Origin of the sequence: Mesorhizobium sp. M6A.T.Cr.TU.017.01.1.1 (assembly GCF_004023115.1) — a bacterium.
Classification (GTDB): domain Bacteria; phylum Pseudomonadota; class Alphaproteobacteria; order Rhizobiales; family Rhizobiaceae; genus Mesorhizobium; species Mesorhizobium mediterraneum.
Genome location: NZ_RZTA01000006.1, coordinates 54718 through 70895 on the forward strand (window position 1 = coordinate 54718; position 16178 = coordinate 70895).

Below are 16178 nucleotides of genomic sequence, written 5' to 3' on the forward strand. Positions count from 1 at the left end.
GGTCTGGATTGCCAGGAGCATGCCTGTGCGAGGGTGTCAATTCCGGCATGCTCGAAAGGGCGGGACGGTGATGACCTGTTCGCGCAGCAAAGCGAAGAGTGCGCCCGGCGCCGAAAACATCCGAACGCTCCAGCAAAGGCATTACCTCGTCGACGAAGCTTTGCAGGTCGGCGGGCATGACGGGCGCCATGACATTGAAGCCGTCGGCCGCTCCGCCCTCGAACCATTGCTGCATCGTGTCGGCGATGTCGCGGGCATTTCCAACGGCAAGCAGATGACCGCGGCCGGCTGCGAGCCGCATGAGCAATTGGCCCAGTGTCAGCCTGTCCCGCCTTGCGATTCCGACCAGCACGCCGACCCGGCTCTGGCTGGACTGGTTCGGCCGTGCGCTCGACAGGGGCGGCAACGGCGCGTCGAGCTCGGCATCGGCTAGATCCTCGCCGAGGAATTCGCCGAGTTTGGCAAGGACATGGTCGGTTACGGTAAAGCCATTCAGCGCGGCCAGCCGCTCTTCGGCTGCTTGCCTGGTATGAGCGACGATCGGCACGATCCCCGGAAAGACCAGGAGCGTGTCTGGATCGCGCCCGACGGCGGCCGCTCGTGATTTGATGTCGCGATAGAAGTCCTGCGCTTCCGTCAGCGTCGCCTGCACGGTGAACACGATATCGGCGTAACGAGCGGCGAAGGCGCGGCCAGCTTCCGACGAGCCGGCCTGTGCCAGGAGTGGCCGACCTTGGGGCGATCGCGGCACGTTGAGCGGGCCCGCGGTGCGCACGAACGGACCGGCGTGATCGACGGGCCGGACCTTGTCAGGATCGAAGTATCGCCCGGCGGCCTTGTCCGGCGTCCTCGCATCGGGAGCCCAACTTTGCCAGAGCGCTATGGCTGCGTCGACCACGTCGGCTGCGCGGGCATAGCGCTCGTCATGCTCCGGCATGGCGTCCAGTCCGAAATTACGGACCTCGAGCACGTTGGACGAGGTGACGATGTTCCAGCCCGCACGGCCTTTGCTGATGTGGTCGAGAGAGGCGAAGCGCCGAGCCAGGTGGAAAGGGTGATCGAAGCTGGTCGATGCAGTCCCGATCAGTCCGATCCTGCTGGTGACGGCAGCGATCGCCGATAGGATCAGCAGCGGATCCATCGCGTCGGAAAGATGCCGATCGGCACCACCCTGCAAGGCCAGCACATCGCCGAGGAACAGAGCGTCGAAATCGGCAGCCTCCGCGCGCCGGGCGATATCGACCCAGTAGGCCAGGCTGGTCGAGGCAAGCGGGTCGCTTTCGGGCATGCGCCAACCGGCCTCGTGACTGCCGAGGCCGAAGATCACGGCATTGAGATGCATGCGCCGCGGCGGGCTCATTTTTGGTCGGCCAGATAGGCGTTGCTGTAATAGGCCGCGAAATCGGGTCGTTCGCTGACCGGGTTTCCATCGCCGTCGCGCAGGATTTCGGCCTTGAACAGGTAGTCGCCGATAGCCTCCATCTTTGCGGGATCGATCGTGCCGATCGCCCCGGCGGGGCTTTGTAGATAGTGGCCGTCGACCAGCGCCTTCAGTGATGCCTCGATCAACGGACGGTTGGTCAGCACGTCGCTGTTTGCTCCGATCAGCATGTCAGCCGCTTCTTTCGGATGTTCGACGGCGAACGCGTAGCCGCGCCTAGTCGCGGCGATGAACGCGGTTGCCGTGTCCTTGTTTTTCTCGAGGTAGGCGCGGCTCGAGCCAATGAAATTGGTGTGTTGGTCGGGCACGCCGAAATCCGCGTAGCGGAAGGCGCGCTGGGCCTTGCCGTCAAGCTCCGCTTTGATCCCCTCCCAAGTGTAGACTTCGAGCGTAAAATCGACTGCGCCATTGGCCAAGGCCTCATAGGCAGAGGTGCCCAGCGTCACCGTTTCGAATTTGCCGTCGCCGCCGTCATGGCGGATGATGGTGCCGATCAGCGCATTCTCCCAGGCGCTGCCGAAACCGCCATAGGTCAGGCCGTCCAGGTCCCTGGGGGATTGTATATCGGCGCGGTCCGCATTGAAGGCCAGCCTGCCGGTTTCCGTCTGCATGATGGCGTAGGTGGCGACGAGGTCGGCGCCGGCCGTGCGTTGGGTGAACAATCCTATGGATCCTAGTATACCGAAATCGGCCACGCGGTTGGCGATCAGCGTACCGGCCGCAGTGTCGGTGTAGGGCAGGATCTGCACGTCGAGCCCGGCCTCAGTGTAGAAGCCTTTCGCCCGGGCGACATAGAGTCCGACATGGTTTGTGTTCGGCGTCCAGTCGAGAGCGACGGTGACAGTCTGCTGGGCGAAGACGGGCGTGACGGGTCCGAGCCCGGCGATCAATGCGGCAGCGATGAAGAGGCGTCTGGAAAGCATGGTCATATCCTTTGGGCGAGCTGTGGATCGAGAAGGGTATCGACGATGTCGGCTTCGATGGCGGTGGCTTCCGGAGAGGCAAGATCTTTGCGCGGGCGCGGAAGAGGAATGGCGATTTCGCGCAGCACGCGGGCAGGGCGGCCGCTCAGCACATAGATGCGGTCGGACAGGAAGACCGCCTCGCGGACATCGTGGGTGATCAGCAGGACGGTCCAGCGGTGTCGGTCCCACATCGTCTGAAGCCAGCGCTGCATGCCGGTGCGCGTGAGGGCGTCGAGTGCGCCGAACGGTTCGTCGAGCAACAGCATGGCGCGGTCCTGAACGACGGTACGCAACAGCGCGGCGCGCTGGCGCATTCCGCCCGAAAGCTGCGCCGGATACTTTTGCTCGAAGCCCGCAAGGCCGAATTCGCCGTAGAGCGGCGCCACCTTGTCGCGCGCCGCCTTACGGGACATGCCCTGGACTTCCAGGCCGAGCGCGGTGTTGTCGATAACCGTGCGCCAGGGCATCAGGGCGTCGTGCTGCGGCATGAAGGCAAACGGTCGGCGCGCGTCGGCCAGTGGCCGCCCGTCGAAGTCGATGCCGCCGTCGTGGCCTTCGAGACCGCCCGTCAGCAACCTGAAGATCGTGGATTTGCCGGCTCCGGAGGGGCCGAGGATTGAAACGAATTCGCCCGGCTCGACATGCAGGGTGATGCCGGCAAGCACGTCGACATCGCCAATACTTTTGCTGATCTGGCGCAATTCCAGCCGCCTGTTCATGATTTTCGCGCGGCATCGAGCCGTTCCCATGGCATGGCGGCGCGCTGGATCAGCACCGTGGCGGCAAATAGGGCCAGCGTGAGCAAGGCGCTGACCAGCACGGCCGCGAGCACGAGATCGGGCCGGAAATTGTTCTTGGCGTTGAGCATGTAGATACCGAGCCCTTTGGCCGCGCCGGCATATTCCGCGAAGATGGCGCCGACCACGGCATAGGTGATCGAAATGCGCAGGCCCGCGAAGAAATAGGGCAGCGACGAGGGCAGGCGGGCCAGCAGGAAAATGCGCATGCGGGAAGCGCCCATCGAACTCAGAAGCGCCGAGATGTCCCGATCCGTCGATTCATAACCCTGCACCAGCGCGACCAGCATGGGAAAGAAAGTCACGAGCGCGACCAGCATGATCTTCGGCGTCAGCCCGAAGCCAAACCAGAGAACGACCAGCGGGGCGATCGCCACCAGCGGCAGGGTCTGACTGATGATGAATACCGGGAACAGGGCGCGGCGCAGCGGCTTGAAGAAGTCGATCAGCACCGAAAGGATGAAGGCAACGGCCAGCGAGCAGGCGAAACCCGCCAATGTGGCGCTGATGGTCGGCACGGTGTTGTCGAACAGCGCCTGGCGCTGCTGGATGGCTTGGGCGAGGACTCGTGACGGCGCGGGCAGCGTGGTGGGCGAGATGCGCGCATAGAGCTCCCAGGCCAAAACCAGCGTGCCGACCGATAGCAAGGCCGGTCCGACCTTGGCGAACAAGGCTACCATTCGCGGCGCGGCGGAGAAAGACTGGGACATGCGAGACCTCCGGCGCGAAAGATCAGCGTGGGGTCGGGTTTTTGGCCGAGACCGCGATCGTGACATGGCCCTCGAGCGGGCCGACGAAATCGCCGGACATCGGAAAAAGAAAAATCTGTGCGCCAGAAAACATCTCCCGCCTCGCTCCGCTGGTATTATCCAGATCAGCTCTAGGGTTTACGGGCTTGCAGCCCATCTCTCAGCCCCGACGATACGGAGCACCCCTGTGGATGGCGGCAATTAAACAGATAAAGGGTGGAGCTGCAAGTCTGCGTCCGGCTCGTAAAACCTCGGGTCAGAGGAGGTTGCGGTTCCATCAGGGACATCTGGGCGGACAGAGGAGGTGCCAACCCGGCATCCTGTTCTAGATCGCTCTCAATATTCTGAGAGGCCAAATGACTTTGAGGATATGAGGAAAGGCGCCGGTCGAGCGGATCGTTTTCCGTTCGTCGTCACCATTATCGATGCCACGCGTTTGATGAATTGTGGAAGCGTGAAGGTATAATTGCATACGTTGTAGGCAGCGGGTTTCTCTATCGCCAATTGCGACCCGCACTTTGTTGGAGAGCGAAATGCAAGAATTCCTTCTTTTTGCGTTCGTGGGGTTTGTAGCTCAAGCCGTGGACGGGGCTCTCGGCATGGCCTACGGCGTCGTTTCCTCGACAACCCTACTGGGGTTTGGCGTGTCTCCTGCACACGCTTCGGCTTCAGTTCACGCGGCTGAGCTGTTTACCACTGCGGCCTCAGGTTCGGCTCACCTCTATCACCGCAACATTGACTGGAAGCTTTTCTGGCGGCTGATGCCATTTGGCGTGATCGGCGGCGTCCTCGGCGCTTTTGTGCTCACCTCGTTTGAAGGAGCCGTCATGAAGCCGTATGTGACCACATACCTTGCGCTGGTCGGAGCTTGGCTCCTGTTCCGTTCATTCCGGCGGATCCCAAGCAATCCGGTCCCGGCAGGCGTGGTACCTCCCCTTGGGCTTGGTGGTGGATTTCTCGATGCCGCAGGCGGTGGCGGGTGGGGACCCATAGTGACGACCGGGCTTCTCGGTTTTGGCGGGACGCCCCGCTACGTTATTGGCACGGTAAATGCCAGCGAGTTCCTCATCACGTTCTCGGTGTCTCTGACCTTCTTGTTTGCGTTACTAACGGGCCATTGGGAGGAGGCTGGGGGGCTGATGGAAAATCTAATCCCCGTTGCCGGCTTGATCCTTGGCGGCGTGGTCGCAGCGCCGATGGCCGGACTGGTAGTGAAAACAATCGCTGAAAAGACGCTTCTCAGGCTCATTGGTATTCTCATCATACTGCTGGCAGGTTGGCAAACCGCGGAACTCTTCGAATTGGTGTAAACCAACGTCGTGAAACTTCACTTATACACGGAGACTATCGAGTTCTACGCATCACCCGCTTCTCTGGCGGCCGTGCCGGAGACATTCCCAAATGGAACGAAGAGGCCCCGTTGTTGTTTGGGGTCCTTGTACAACCGGAGGCCAACTGATGAAAAATTTGCTTGCAACAACAGGATTGGCGCTGGCGGTCGCGATGCCTGCAGCGGCTCAGGACACCGCGACCGCGAAAGCCGAATTCGTCAACATGGCTGGCGAGAAGAACGGAACGGCCACGCTGACCGAGACAGCGCAGGGTGTGCTGATAGCGTTGGACGTAACAGGACTGCCGGCGGGTGAATGGGTCGCGTTCCATGTTCATGAAACCGGAAAGTGCGACCATCAGACCGGCCATGACTCGGCAGGTGGGCACTTCAATCCGACGAATGCCGAACATGGATATCTCACTGGAAAAGGCCCGCACGCGGGCGACATGCCAAATCAGCGGGTCGGCGCCGACGGCGTTTTGCGTGCCCAGGCTTTCAACAGCATGGTCAAACTGGACGGTGGAGAAACGGCAATACGAGGCAAGGCATTGATGATCCACGGCGGACAGGACGACTACAAAAGCCAGCCTGCCGGTGATGCCGGAAATCGTCAGGCCTGCGCCGTGATCGAATGAGAAACCCAGCGATGAGTAGAGATCCGTCCGACATATGATCTGACCGGCTCTTCAGCCTCGGCGGCCAAGTAGTGGTACATGGTTGGAGCCTCTAGCATGAGGACAAGCCAGACGATAAGCTCGTGCGCCTGCCGAGGAATTGACGACAGCCATCGCGCCGAAATTGGCCTTTATTTCGCGACTGCTGGATGATTGCATGAACGAAACTTCTCCTATGGGCTTGTCCTCCACGGGTCTTGCCCAGTCAGCCATTTCCGCCCGCGGCCTCGTCAAAACGTTCGGCAAGCTGCGCGCCGTCGATGGTATCGATCTCGATGTGCCGCGCGGCATGATTTTCGCCATCCTGGGCCCGAACGGCGCCGATCACCGCACCGGTTTTCGTGGCACCGGGTAAGATAATCGCGGCGCTGAACATCGCCGCCCCGGAAAACCGGGTGCCGGAAGAACGCATAAGCGAACTGGGCGACATGGTAGCCCAGGCCGCCCATCGGATTTCCGCCGCCCTTGGCTTTCGCTCGCCGGCTGCCAATGAGGTAGCGAGTTGAGCCGGTGCCAAACATCATATGACTTCCTCGGCAGATCGCGACGAGGCGTACATCTCCGGAACGGTGAAAATCGACACCTCGCCCTTGAAGCCTTGCAGTTCAAACACACCTGCCTGCACAACTGGCATTGATGCTCCCTGCGCAAATCCGGGACCAAGCACCAGAGGGATCCTCAGCTTTTTGGTCGTTGACTCGAGCCGTGCCGCGCGGTTCACCGGCGAGCCGATCGCGGTGTAATCGAAGCGCCGTTCGGAGCCGAAATTCCCTACGGAGCAGATGCCAGTCTCGATGGCGACGCCGATTTCGATGGAGGGATGCCCGCGCGCGGCGAAACCGGCATTTTCGCGCTTCACCCGTTCGATCAGGGCAAGCCCCGCCTCGAGCGCGCGCTCGCGATGATCTGGCTGATCAAGCGGCGCGTTCCAGAAGGCTAGCACGGCATCGCCCATGAACTTGTCGATCGTCCCGTCGCGCTTGAGTATCTCATCGGTCGCAAGGCCGAGAAAGTGATTGACCACCTTTCCGATTTCTTGGGCACCGAGTTGTTCGCTCATCGTCGTGAAGCCGCGTATGTCACTCAGCAGGATTGTGATCTCGCGCTTTTCTCCGGACAGGATCGCTTCGGTGTCCGAATTTGCGAGGCGCTGCACCACGGAGGGCGACAGATATTGGGAAAACTGCCGTGCCAGGGTGGACCGACGCTGCTCGCTGCGCCTGTAGAGGACATAGCCTTCGAAGCCGGCTACGAGGATCGTCGCAAGCGCCGGCTGCAATGGATCATAGAGTGCACCCTGCAGGCTGTATTCGAGAGCGCCGAACGCGAAGGGCGTGGCAGCCAGGAGCGCCAGAGCGAGTGCGCCGAGCGCGACACGCTCGGCGAGCACTCCTGAAAGCCCGATGAAAACGATGCCACTGAGGACCAACCACAGCCGCTCCAGCGTACGCGCTAGCGTTGGCTCTACAAGATAGCGCCCGGCAAGGATCTGGCCGATTGCATCAGCGTGGATGTCCACGCCTGGTCGCGCCGGACGCGTCGGCGTGGGCAGATACTGGGTCAATCCCACGGCCGACAGATCAACAATGGCGATGGCGTTCCGCAGCAGCGGATTGCCGCGGCCCGAAAGGATATCACTGGCAGATATGCGCGGCGTGTTAGTGTCGGTTTCCCAGAGGCGGATGCTGCCCTGCGGCTCGAGTGGCACAATGGACCCGGCCATCCTGAGCGCGTCCAACCCGGCGGCATTCATCCGAGCCACGTAGCCGTTCTCTCCGGCGTAGAGGCGCAGGAGTTCGAGCGCGAAGGACGGCCAGAGTTGCACGCCTTGAGCCGTATCTCGGAGCCAGAGCAGCGGCACATGGCGCAATACGCCGTCGGGATCCGGCGAAGTGCGAATGACGCCGAGGCCTGCAGCGGCGGTCGAGAAATCTGGAAGCGAGCCTGTCAGACCGGTGAAGCCAGGAAGCGTCTCGGGTACTTGCCCGACGATCGACCAACCGGCTTTGGGCTCTGCTTCTGATACGGTCGCCTCATTGCCCAGGCTGACGGCGAGCGCCGTTTGATGTTTCGCCAGTGCGCTCGCGAGGCGCTTGTCTCCGGCGATACCATCAGGAGAGATGTCAGCCTCAGGCAGCACCAGCGCAAGCCCGATCACCGCGGCACCGGACTCGGCGACACCGTCGACCAGATCGGCCAAAAGGCCACGGTTCCAGGGCCATCGCCCATATGCCTTAAGGCTCGCGTCGTCTATCGAGACTATCACAACAGGATTGCTCGTCGCCTCGCGCGGGGCGAGGAACTGGTAGAAGTCATACGTACGCTCGCGCAGGCGCGATAGCGGCCCGTCGAAAGCAAAATGGCAAGCGAGCAGCAAGAGTACGACCGCAAGACCCGGAAGCTTGCGCCGGGCAGCCCGCCGCCAATCAGCCAAGGGGCTCATGCCGGCCGGCCGGGCCTACCGGCAGTCGGGATAGCAGTCATCCTCATCCACCCCGCTGCCTACAGGGGGCGCTGGGCTGTCAGGGAACTCCATGGCCACGCCGGGCAATGCCCCGTCGGTGGACTTGCAGGCCTTGAGCGAGTTGCCGAGTGCTGACGCACAAATCGCGTTTACGTCCAGCCCCGGACCCGGTTTGCCTGGGAGGCCGGTGCCGGCTATCCGCTCGATGCTGTCCAATATCGGGAAGGCGTCGATACCGCCGTAGCCGGTCAGCAGTTTGTCATTGTCCGACGTGCAGGCGTGGCCCGGGTTTGTGACCACGAGCTTGCGGCCATTCATCATGCAGGTCATGCGGCCGGCGCGCAGTATGCCTACGGTCTGACCAGCTATCACAAGCACTTCAATGATGCCGCCTCTGGCTCCGAGCACCATGTGTGGCGTCGCAACTCGCATGTCGCCGCCCTTCGAAACCTGACCGCCGTAGAAACGGGCCAGGCCGCTGTTCATCCTGATGTCGATCTTTCCTGATCGGGACCCCGGATTGTAGACGAATTCATCGATCGTCAGGCTGGTGTTCGGACCAATCTTGGCGCTCGACTCGTCCCGGAACACGAGCATTCCGAGACCGGTGACATTGCTACGCAGGTGGTCGCCGAGTTCGACGCCAGCGCCGACGTTCATCGCCTCGCCGTCATTACGGATGATGTTGGTCTGGTAGGCCGTCATGGACCCGACCGTTTCAGCGACAGATGGTGCCGCAAAGGCAAGGCAGGCGATACAAGTGGCTATCTGACGATACAGGGTCCTCATCGCGGCCTCTTTCAGTTGAGCGTCAACGTGTAGCTCACGAGCAATTCGAATGAATTCCGGTCGCCGCTAGCGATATCGAAGTCGGTTTCGCGATAGGCGAGGTCGACACTGACCTTCTGCCAATCAGTGAGCTGAAAATCGCTTTCCGAGGCAATGCGCCAGAAGTCACTTTCTATGTTCGTGCCGATGCCGACGGACAAGTCGGGAGTGTCGCTGTGGCCGGCCGAGACGGCGACCTGGTGAGACCATACGAACAGGTCCGGTACTTCCATCAGTACGCCGCCGTAGCGGACCTCTCCCATATAGCTGCGGCCGATTTCGCCAGATCCGGAGGCGAAGTCATTCGAGCCGACCAGGCGCAGTCCGAGCGCCTGGCCATTGCGGAAGCGGTAGCTGCCGCCTGCCTCATAGAAGACCCTGCTATCGGCGAAGATGCCTTTCGAGCCGCTTAGATCGATGTAGCCAGCACCTGCGAAAAGCGTCGTCTCGACTGTGGGGCGAACGAGGAAGCGTCCACTGAGGCCGACGCCGGTCTCGTGGACATCGTTGTCGAAGCGATCTGTAACGGTAAACGCGGAAAGTAGCAGCCGCAGGGAATCGATCCCGCTGTTGGGCAGCCCCTTGTCCAGGGTAATGGCGGCGTTACCGTGGATAAAAGTCTCCTCGGCACTGGGAACCGACAGGTCTTCTGTGAAAAAGCGCTGTGTCGCCGTCAACGATCCCGAGAGGACAAGTGCATCAGCACTTGGCGTGCCGAGATCCCACCGGACAAAGCCGTCCGCCCGCCCATAGGGCGAGACCAAGGTGCGGTCGTCTTCGGCCCCGCCCGGCTCAAAATCGGTGGATGCGCTGAACATGCCGCCAGTCAGAGCGAGTTCCCAGGTGACGCCAAGTAACGCGCGCTCGATGCGGGCGAGCAGGCGAACGGCGTCCAGCTGCTCATCCGCGGGCAGGTCCCCGACCTCGAGGCCGTACTGCACCTGCCGCCGGGCCAATTCATAGGATCCGACATGATAGTACAATCGGCTGGCCGCGAGGCGCGCGCGCGCATCGCGAGGATATTTGATCAGATACTGCTCGATCGACGAGATCGCCTGATCGTACTGCCCTGCGTTGACGGCAACTGTGACGAATTGAGCTAGCGTCCCGTTGTCGGTCGGATTGGCAACGCGGGCCGAAAACGCATCGTCGTAGGCCGGATAGAGACCTTGTGCGCCGGCCGGCAATATGCCGGCACAGAGCAGCGCCGCGGCGAAGCCGAAGATCATTGAAAACGAGGAATGCATGCCGAGAACCCCACCCAACCCGACTAGTGCAGCGGATCTAGCACGCCTGCACGAAAAAAAGCGACGGAACTGTCACGAGATCTCCGAGTCTTCAGTAGCTGTTGCAGCTGCGCAACAAACTATCGGGTTCATTCGCATTTCGCCTACGCTGGTTGGTCAAACATCTTCTCAGCGTTGCTGGACTTCGATTAAGTATTCGCTACAAACGGCAACTAAGCCAAATCATAATGAGCCGTGGATTGCGCAGCCGACAAGATCAATATTGTTTGCGCGATTCTGCACGTATCTGGTCGCCGCTTGACGCATCAGGGTCGCATGCAGCTCATCCGAAGGTCTTCCGCCGCGTTGCGCAAGCGCTCGGAGAGCTGGCGGGCGATGCTTCTCAGGACGGCCTGCGTAAATGTGCGCCACTACAGCACGAGCGTAGTGGCAAGCCCCAGCATCAGGCCCATGCCTACAATATCGGTAACCGTGGTAAGGAAGATCGCGGAAGCCACGGCCGGATCGGCGCCGACCCGCCGCAGGCCCAACGGGATCAGCACGCCGGAGATCCCGGACATGAGGCACGATCCGGACATTGCGAGCAGGATCACAAGCGCCAGCATGGGCGCCTGGGCTGCCGACTCCGGTTGCCGCGACGCGTAGAACCACATGGCCGCGGCCGCCACGAGACCGACGAGCACGCCGTTGGCGATCCCGAGCACCCCCTCCCTCAGCACCAGGTGCAGCTTTGGTCGTTTGTCCACATCCCCTAAGGCGAGACCACGCAACGTCATGGCCAGTGCCTGGCAGCCGGTGTTTCCGCTTTGCCCGGCCAGCACCGGGAGGAACGCCGCCAAAGCGACGATCTTCTCGATCGTGCCTGTGAACGACCCGACCACGAAAGCGGCTATGAAGGCCGTCAGCAGGTTGAGCTGCAGCCACGGATGACGTTTCAAGAAGGCTGAAACCAGGGGCGTGAAAGAACGCTCCTCCTTCTGGACACCCACCATCTGGCCAGGCTGGGCAGAAATCTCGATGATTTGCTGCTCGAACAGCCGCCAGCCGCGAACCTGCCCGAGCAGCCGGTTCTCCACGTTCACCACGGGATAGACGGGGTAGTGACGGCGTACCGCCGCCGTGCAGGCTTCACCCAAAGGCATATCGACGTGAAGGGCGAACGGTTTCGGCAGCATGATCTGATCGACCGTGGCGGCCGGTTCGCTCAGCATCAGATCGCGCAGGACCACCAGGCCAACGAGTTTGTCGCCCGCGTCCGTGATGTAGAGGTAAGTCAACTCGGTCGGCACCTGCGCGCGCCTGACGGCCTCGACCGCGGCGGCTACCGTCGTTCCGACAGGAACGCTGGCGGGGATCGGGTCCATCAGCTCGATGACAGACCCGGGGAACGCGATATCCTTGCCGTCGCCATAAGGCGTGACAGGCCTCATATGCGATGGCAAATGCTCCGCCACCTTCCGGGCGTGCCTATCCGGCAACAACTTCAATAGGTCCCGGATGAACTCGGGAGACTCTCGGGCAAGCAATTCGGCCGCGTCGTCAGGTGCTCGAGCACGCAGCGTGCGCACCCACTTCTCAACGTCGTTCTCTTGCCTCATCTGTGCCCCCAACCTCTAATGTTCCGCCTCTGAACGTGTAGACGGGAGCGGTTCGCCCGCTCTGCCGTGGCGCGCAGTGCCCCAGCGCCTCGATCCGGAAATCTTCGCCTTCTCAGGGCGCAGAGTAGACCGGACCCAAACAATCTGAGCCATTGCGTGGGTGCATACAAGCGGGCTGTAACGTCAGCGTGTCGCCAAGAGAATTTTCGGTTGCCGAACTCGCCCGTCGCTTCGTGGGCTCTGCGAGCAGGTTGCAACCCATCAACGAAGTAAGGTCGGCAATGGGCCGTGGTGGCCCTGCTCATTGGGGTGCGCTCAGCCCGACAATTCGCCGTGTGAACGGCCGTGATTCAACCTGGGAAGATTGTGAAACCGCCATCGACGCGGATGACCTGCCCGTTGATGAAGCGCGCGCGCGGACCGGCGAGGAAGGCCACCGCTTCGGCGATCTCTTCGGGCTCCGCATACCGGTTTAGCGATTTCTTACTCGAATCCATGCGCTCCGGATCGACCACGCGGCTCGCTTGGAAGCGTGCCGTCTTGGTGGCGCCGGGGCTTACCGCATTGATGCGCACGCCATCGTCGATCAATTCCTTGGCGAGGCAGCGCGTATAATGGACGACGGCCGCCTTGAGCGTCGAGTAGACCACCTCCGGCGAGCATCCGATATGCGCTGCCGCTGAGGCTATGTTGATCACCGAGCCTGAGCCGCGCTTGACCATAGGCGGAATGAACGCCTGGCAGACTAGCATCGTGCCGATGAGATTGTTCTCGGTCAGCACCTTGATGTCTTCATAGTCGATATCAAGCGCGTTGTTGGGGCTGGGCTTTACTCCCTTGGCGCCGATGTCCCCGCCGGCGCAGTTGACCAGAACGTGCACATCGCCGAGGTCCGCCTCGATCTTCCTCTTCATTTCGGCGACGGCTTGCTTGTCGCCGATATTGCCCGTGACCGCGGTCACCCGTGTCCCATGTTTTTCCAAACCCCTGGCGGATTCGCCGAGGTCTGCGAATTCGCCATATTGGGATGGCCGGGTCCAATCGAGATCGTGGATCGCGACGTTTGCGCCAAGCTCGGCCAGGCGTTCGGCCATCACGCGGCCGAGGCCGCGTCCCGAGCCAGTCACGAAGGCAGTCAGGCCGCTGAGTTCTCGGGCAGTCATGCTGATTTCTCCATTGCAATGAAATCGAGCTTCTTCATGTTGGCGGCGCTGCGCCGGATCATGTCGAGCTCATACGAAACGAGCGCGCCGTCATCGCCGCGCTCCCATGGCGTCCGGTAGTCGGCATCGTCCGCAAGGCGGTTCACGTGCGCAGCACTCAGGCAGGCCGCGAACTCGCGCGCAGTCTTCGGCGGATATCCGTTCCACCAGTCGTCGGTAAGACAGCGAACGTGGCGGGCCTCCAGCGCGCCCGGCTCGAGCACGGCCGTCAGCGTGTCGTGGTGCTCGGCGAGGATGGCTGCCAGTTCGGCGAATGGCACGGCGCCGTCGCCGATCGCGCAGCGGACCAGACGGTAGCCTTCATCCGTGAACTGCACGCGATAGTCCTTGAGGTGGACATGGCGGACATGAGGCGCGATCCGCCGCGTGAAGGCAAGCGGTGCCTCGCCGACTGGGAACGTGTTGCCTGTATCGTAGGTGATGCCGACACCGGGCCCGCCGAGCTCGCAGAACGCGACCAGTTCATCGCTGCCGAAGTCCTGATGGTTCTCGATGCCGAGCACCCGGCCCTCAGCCGCCGCACGCGGTCCCCATTCCGTCAAGGCAGCGCGGATCGTCGCATTGAACTCGCTCCACTTCTGGCCGCATGCGTTGCGGTCGCCACACAGGACGGGGGTCAGCGCGATACGGATCGTTGTCGCCTCGAGCAGGCGCGCCGCCCGAAACGCATTATCCAGGGGACCGGCCACGATAAGACCGCCGCTCACCACCGGGACGATGTCACGCGCGGCCAGACGCCTGCGCAGATCGACGACCTCGGCGTCCGGCAAGTCGGTCAACCACGGTTCATAGATCTCGAGCGTGCGTGCGCCCAGTTCCTGCGCGAGCGCCATGAAGCCTTCCAGCCCCGCCCCATCCGGATTGTGCCGCGGCGTGCCGCGACCCTGTAGGCCGAGATAGTAGGTCAGTCCGTAAGGATTGAGGCCGAGACGAAGCATCAGCGTGACAGTCCCGTTGAAAGATGTGGAAGCGATCGCATCAGCGCAGACCGGCATCGACGGCGATGGACTGCTTGGTGATCATGCGGCTGTCATCTGCGGCAAGGAAGAGCACGGTCCGCGCAATCTCCTCGCCCAAGAGGACGCGGCGGATCAATTGTCGCTGCACGGTCTGGTCGATCGCGTCCTGCGTCTTGAACCACAGCTCGCGCTGCCGCTCGGTGATGACAGCACCGGGTTCGACTGCATTGACGCGGATGTTGTCAGGTCCAAACGACCGCGCCAGTGCGCGGGTCAGGGCCACCACAGCCCCCTTGGCGGTGGCATAAGCCACCATCTGGTCCGCCCCGAAACGCCAGGCGATGGAAGAGAAGTTTATGATCGAGCCGAAGCCGAGTTCCTTCATATGCGGATGCACCGCTTGCGCGGCGAAGAAGTGATGCCGGAGATTGACGTCGAAGCTGCGGTCCCAATATTCTGACGTCACCGCGTCAACGGGATGGCGCTGATCATCGGCAGCGTTGTTCACCAGGACGGCGACCGGACCAAGCCGCGCACGCACGGCTTCGACCGACGCCTGCAGTGCATCGACGTCGGTCACATCGCAACGGAGGTATAATGGGGGCCGCCCGGCGACGCTATCAAGCTCGCGCACCAACGCCTCCGCGGGTCCATCCTGCACATCAAGAAAGCCCACGCGGGCGCCATTCGAGGTGAAGGCGCGGACCATATCGGCCCCGATCCCGGAGGCGCCGCCGGAGATCAGCACGACGCGATCGGTCAAGCTCGGGTAAGTCGCGAATTGCATGGACATCAGATCACAGAAGCGCCTTGGTTGTTGGATCGAACAGACAGGCGCGCGACATGTCGATGCCAAGCGTTATCGTCTCGCCCATGACGGGAGCCTCATCCGGCTCGAAACGGCCAGTGATCTCCAGATCACCCAGCCTGAGGACGGCAAGCGTCTCGGCCCCGGTCGGCTCGACCAATTCGACCGGCGCCTGCATGGACTCCACAGCCGGTTTCCGCGCCTTCAGGTCCGTCGTGAAACGGTAGATGTGTTCGGGCCGAACACCGAGCACCACGTCTTTTGGCGCACCTGCGGGCAGCGGAGCGGCAAGGGTGAGAGTAGCGCCGCTGCCGTCAGCGGCGCGCACCGAGATGCTGGTCGAGCCCGTAAGCCGGGCGGGGATGAAATTCATCGCCGGCGATCCCATGAAACCGGCCACGAACATGTTGGTCGGCCGATCATAGATCCGCTTCGGCGTATCGAACTGCTGCACCGAGCCCTGGTTCATCACCGCAATGCGGGACGCCAGCGTCATCGCCTCGACCTGATCGTGGGTGACGTACACCGTCGTCTTGCCGACGCGGTGGTGAAGCTTCTTGATTTCGGTGCGCATGTCGACGCGCAGCTTGGCGTCGAGATTGGACAGGGGCTCATCGAACAGAAACAGCTTCGGGTCGCGGACTAGGGCGCGCCCCATCGCAACGCGCTGCCGCTGGCCGCCTGAAAGCTGGCCGGGCTTGCGTTTGAGCAACTGCTCGATCTGCAAGAGTGCGGCAACCCGCTTTACCGCTTCCTCTTGCGCCGCTTTGGGCACGCCCCGGCTTTCCATGCCGAAGGTGATGTTCTCGCGCACCGTCATCGTGGGATAGAGGGCGTATGACTGGAACACCATCGCTATGTCGCGGTCCTTGGGCTGCACGGAGTTCACCAGCCGGTCGCCGATCCAGATCTCGCCCGACGTGACGGTTTCCAAGCCGGCGATCATGGCGAGCAAGGTTGACTTGCCGCAGCCGGAGGGGCCGACGAGGGCGACGAATTCTCCGGTCTGCGCCTCGAGATTGATGCCGGCCAGAATCTCGAGCCCGCCATAGCTCTTGTGAAGGTTGCGGATGGTCAGTGTGGACACGGGCG

14 protein-coding genes, 1 pseudogene and 1 riboswitch are annotated in these 16178 nt (G+C 62.1%); of the genes and pseudogenes, 3 read left to right on the forward strand and 12 right to left on the reverse strand.

Annotated elements, in window-relative coordinates; genetic code table 11:
• Positions 1-121 precede the first annotated feature (121 nt).
• From EOB36_RS34855 to EOB36_RS03270, 4 genes and pseudogenes are all read right to left on the reverse strand, one after another.
• A pseudogene (locus EOB36_RS34855) lies at positions 122-1360 on the reverse strand (LLM class flavin-dependent oxidoreductase); the annotation flags it as partial.
• Positions 1357-2370 carry an ABC transporter substrate-binding protein gene (locus EOB36_RS03260; protein WP_128284272.1) on the reverse strand — a complete coding sequence of 338 codons (1014 nt, stop codon included), beginning with the start codon at positions 2368-2370 and terminating at the stop codon, positions 1357-1359. The pseudogene EOB36_RS34855 and the gene EOB36_RS03260, both read right to left, overlap by 4 nt.
• Positions 2367-3128 carry an ABC transporter ATP-binding protein gene (locus EOB36_RS03265; protein ID WP_164897441.1) on the reverse strand — a complete coding sequence of 254 codons (762 nt, stop codon included), beginning with the start codon at positions 3126-3128 and terminating at the stop codon, positions 2367-2369. The genes EOB36_RS03260 and EOB36_RS03265 overlap by 4 nt, the downstream gene beginning before the upstream one ends.
• A complete protein-coding gene (locus tag EOB36_RS03270) occupies positions 3122-3913 on the reverse strand; it encodes an ABC transporter permease (protein ID WP_164897437.1) in 792 nt (263 codons plus the stop codon). The genes EOB36_RS03265 and EOB36_RS03270 overlap by 7 nt, the downstream gene beginning before the upstream one ends.
• 123 nt (positions 3914-4036) lie before the next feature.
• Positions 4037-4149, reverse strand: a riboswitch (TPP riboswitch).
• Between the two features lie 336 nt (positions 4150-4485).
• Between EOB36_RS03270 and EOB36_RS03275 the strand changes: the two genes are divergently transcribed.
• The 3 genes from EOB36_RS03275 (at position 4486) to EOB36_RS34860 (ending at position 6314) form a co-directional block, all read left to right on the forward strand.
• Positions 4486-5262, forward strand: coding sequence for a sulfite exporter TauE/SafE family protein (locus EOB36_RS03275; RefSeq protein ID WP_128284274.1), 777 nt, complete (start codon positions 4486-4488; stop codon positions 5260-5262).
• Between the two features lie 148 nt (positions 5263-5410).
• Positions 5411-5920 carry a superoxide dismutase family protein gene (locus EOB36_RS03280; RefSeq protein WP_126105176.1) on the forward strand — a complete coding sequence of 170 codons (510 nt, stop codon included), beginning with the start codon at positions 5411-5413 and terminating at the stop codon, positions 5918-5920.
• A 139-nt stretch (positions 5921-6059) separates the two neighbouring features.
• Positions 6060-6314 (forward strand): hypothetical protein, encoded by a 255-nt coding sequence (locus tag EOB36_RS34860; RefSeq protein WP_245457942.1) that lies wholly within the window; start codon positions 6060-6062, stop codon positions 6312-6314.
• A 165-nt stretch (positions 6315-6479) separates the two neighbouring features.
• Here EOB36_RS34860 and EOB36_RS03295 read toward each other — a convergent pair whose 3' ends face one another.
• The 8 genes from EOB36_RS03295 to ugpC all read right to left on the reverse strand — a co-directional run bounded on the left by EOB36_RS03295 (position 6480) and on the right by ugpC (position 16173).
• A complete protein-coding gene (locus EOB36_RS03295) occupies positions 6480-8402 on the reverse strand; it encodes an adenylate/guanylate cyclase domain-containing protein (RefSeq protein WP_128284275.1) in 1923 nt (640 codons plus the stop codon).
• A 15-nt stretch (positions 8403-8417) separates the two neighbouring features.
• Positions 8418-9128: a FecR domain-containing protein gene (locus EOB36_RS03300; protein WP_164547127.1), complete on the reverse strand. Its 711-nt coding sequence runs from the start codon at positions 9126-9128 to the stop codon at positions 8418-8420.
• Between the two features lie 95 nt (positions 9129-9223).
• Positions 9224-10498 (reverse strand): tetratricopeptide repeat protein, encoded by a 1275-nt coding sequence (locus EOB36_RS03305; protein ID WP_128284276.1) that lies wholly within the window; start codon positions 10496-10498, stop codon positions 9224-9226.
• A gap of 410 nt (positions 10499-10908) precedes the next feature.
• The gene (locus EOB36_RS03310; protein WP_095484125.1) at positions 10909-12096 is read right to left on the reverse strand and encodes a magnesium transporter; all 1188 of its coding nucleotides are present in this window, start codon (positions 12094-12096) and stop codon (positions 10909-10911) included.
• A gap of 350 nt (positions 12097-12446) precedes the next feature.
• Complete coding sequence (locus tag EOB36_RS03315; RefSeq protein ID WP_128241870.1) at positions 12447-13259, reverse strand: SDR family oxidoreductase; 813 nt, start codon at positions 13257-13259, stop codon at positions 12447-12449.
• Positions 13256-14257: a sugar phosphate isomerase/epimerase family protein gene (locus EOB36_RS03320; protein WP_095484247.1), complete on the reverse strand. Its 1002-nt coding sequence runs from the start codon at positions 14255-14257 to the stop codon at positions 13256-13258. The genes EOB36_RS03315 and EOB36_RS03320 overlap by 4 nt, the downstream gene beginning before the upstream one ends.
• A gap of 40 nt (positions 14258-14297) precedes the next feature.
• Complete coding sequence (locus EOB36_RS03325) at positions 14298-15041, reverse strand: SDR family oxidoreductase (RefSeq protein ID WP_348631635.1); 744 nt, start codon at positions 15039-15041, stop codon at positions 14298-14300.
• Between the two features lie 34 nt (positions 15042-15075).
• Positions 15076-16173, reverse strand: a complete 1098-nt coding sequence (gene ugpC / locus EOB36_RS03330; protein WP_128241873.1) for a sn-glycerol-3-phosphate ABC transporter ATP-binding protein UgpC — start codon at positions 16171-16173, stop codon at positions 15076-15078.
• Positions 16174-16178 lie beyond the last annotated feature (5 nt).

Excerpts from the sequence above, each read along its gene's own strand:
- EOB36_RS03280 (WP_126105176.1), top strand. The coding sequence starts at position 5,411 with ATGAAAAATTTGCTTGCAACAACAGGATTGGCGCTGGCGGTCGCGATG.
- EOB36_RS03310 (WP_095484125.1), bottom strand. The coding sequence starts at position 12,096 with ATGAGGCAAGAGAACGACGTTGAGAAGTGGGTGCGCACGCTGCGTGCT.
- EOB36_RS03275 (WP_128284274.1), top strand. The coding sequence starts at position 4,486 with ATGCAAGAATTCCTTCTTTTTGCGTTCGTGGGGTTTGTAGCTCAAGCC.
- EOB36_RS03270 (WP_164897437.1), bottom strand. The coding sequence starts at position 3,913 with ATGTCCCAGTCTTTCTCCGCCGCGCCGCGAATGGTAGCCTTGTTCGCC.
- EOB36_RS03320 (WP_095484247.1), bottom strand. The coding sequence starts at position 14,257 with ATGCTTCGTCTCGGCCTCAATCCTTACGGACTGACCTACTATCTCGGC.
- EOB36_RS03315 (WP_128241870.1), bottom strand. The coding sequence starts at position 13,259 with ATGACTGCCCGAGAACTCAGCGGCCTGACTGCCTTCGTGACTGGCTCG.
- EOB36_RS03260 (WP_128284272.1), bottom strand. The coding sequence starts at position 2,370 with ATGACCATGCTTTCCAGACGCCTCTTCATCGCTGCCGCATTGATCGCC.
- EOB36_RS03295 (WP_128284275.1), bottom strand. The coding sequence starts at position 8,402 with ATGAGCCCCTTGGCTGATTGGCGGCGGGCTGCCCGGCGCAAGCTTCCG.
- EOB36_RS03300 (WP_164547127.1), bottom strand. The coding sequence starts at position 9,128 with ATGACGGCCTACCAGACCAACATCATCCGTAATGACGGCGAGGCGATG.
- EOB36_RS03305 (WP_128284276.1), bottom strand. The coding sequence starts at position 10,498 with ATGCATTCCTCGTTTTCAATGATCTTCGGCTTCGCCGCGGCGCTGCTC.